Consider the following 1439-nt stretch of genomic DNA (forward strand, 5'->3'; position numbering starts at 1 on the left):
CTCCACCAGACCTTTTTTGGTCAGATGGAGGGCTATTTTTTTCATGTTTTGACAAGCTGCGGTGAGATAAGCCTGTATTTGGACAGACTTCAGCCCTCGAAATCGAGCATATCGATAGCCATGTAGTTCTTTGGCGTCTGCAAAGCTTCGCTCTATAGTTGAACAGCGTACTTTGTACAACTTTTTCCCTGTAACTGTTAGTTTGTTTTTTCTAGCGATATCCTTATATTTCTCCCATATATGATGAGTGATAACTTTTTGTTTTTGTTTCTTTGAAAAACATACCTCACGTAGCGGACAAACAGCGCAGTCTTCTGGCTTCGATTTATATTGACGATATCCTTCACGATCCGTTGTCGCATACTCTAAAATACACCCCATCGGACAAGCGAATGCATTCATTTCTTCTACATATTTAAATTGGCTTTTTGGTACTTCTTTATTTCTTTTTCCAAATCGGCGATACCCCATCACCATAAATATATTTCTCTCCGATAATTTCTTACAGATATAGCTCGTAAAATAGCCTGCATCAAGAGCTACAGCTTCTACTTTGAACCCGAATTTATCAATTTGAGCTTGGAGGCGTGCTAAATATGGCTCGGAATCTGCCATATTTCCAGCCGTTACATAGGTATCTGTAATAATATTGTACTTCGCATCAGTCGTACGATGGTCTAAGAAATGAAAACCGTTCGGTTTTCCATCTCTCATTAAAAATCCACTATCTGGATCCGTTGTACTTATACGAGTTTTTTTGGTAGGGGTATCACTTTCCTCTCTAGGTTTTAATTCTTTTTTCCATGTACCTTACGATCTTCGATTACCGCAGCTTCTAGCTCATCTATATAAAACTTTGCTTTTTCTTTTTTATATTTATGTACAAATTTATTTTTATTGGCATTGGCCTTAATGTGCGTAGAATCTGTCATTAGCGCACGTCCTCCCACCATCTGGTGCTCTGTCGCTTGCCTCACGATCTCATCAAAAATTTCTTCGAAAATATTTGTATGAATAAAGCGGGTACGGCGATTCCAACTGATTGTAGAATGATCTGGAATAGTATCTGATAGAGAAAATCCTAAAAACCAACGGTAGGCGATATTCGTTTTAATCTCTTTTTCCAATTGACGCTCCGAACGAATACCGTAAAAATATCCAATAAACATCATTTTAAATAAAACGATAGGATGGATTGACGGACGTCCATTGTTTTCACAGTAATAAGGGCGTAATTTCTCTTCAATAAAATCAAAACTAATTGTCGCTTCAATCGCACGAAGGAAATGATCTTGTGGAACCAACTCTTCTACAGAAACAGATACACGTTCATCACGATGATTTTTTAAAGCACCCATCATAAAAACTCTCTCCTTTTCCTCTTTTTTATCAGTGTTGACACATAAAAAGAGGTTCAGACACAAAAACAGGCTGTGGAG

General features: G+C 37.7%; 1 protein-coding gene. It reads right to left on the reverse strand.

Annotated features, from left to right (window positions below):
* A protein-coding gene (locus tag OXT04_RS29445; RefSeq protein ID WP_098570536.1) for an IS1182 family transposase occupies window positions 1–1361 on the reverse strand; the annotation gives its coding sequence in 2 pieces (ribosomal slippage) (window positions 1–800 and window positions 800–1361; 1362 coding nt annotated over the 2 pieces). This gene is flagged as partial in the annotation.
* Window positions 1362–1439: the final 78 nt, after the last annotated feature.

The organism is Bacillus sp. GC_Bacil_1, from assembly GCF_026540675.1.
Classification (GTDB): Bacteria; Bacillota; Bacilli; order Bacillales; family Bacillaceae_G; genus Bacillus_A; species Bacillus_A cereus.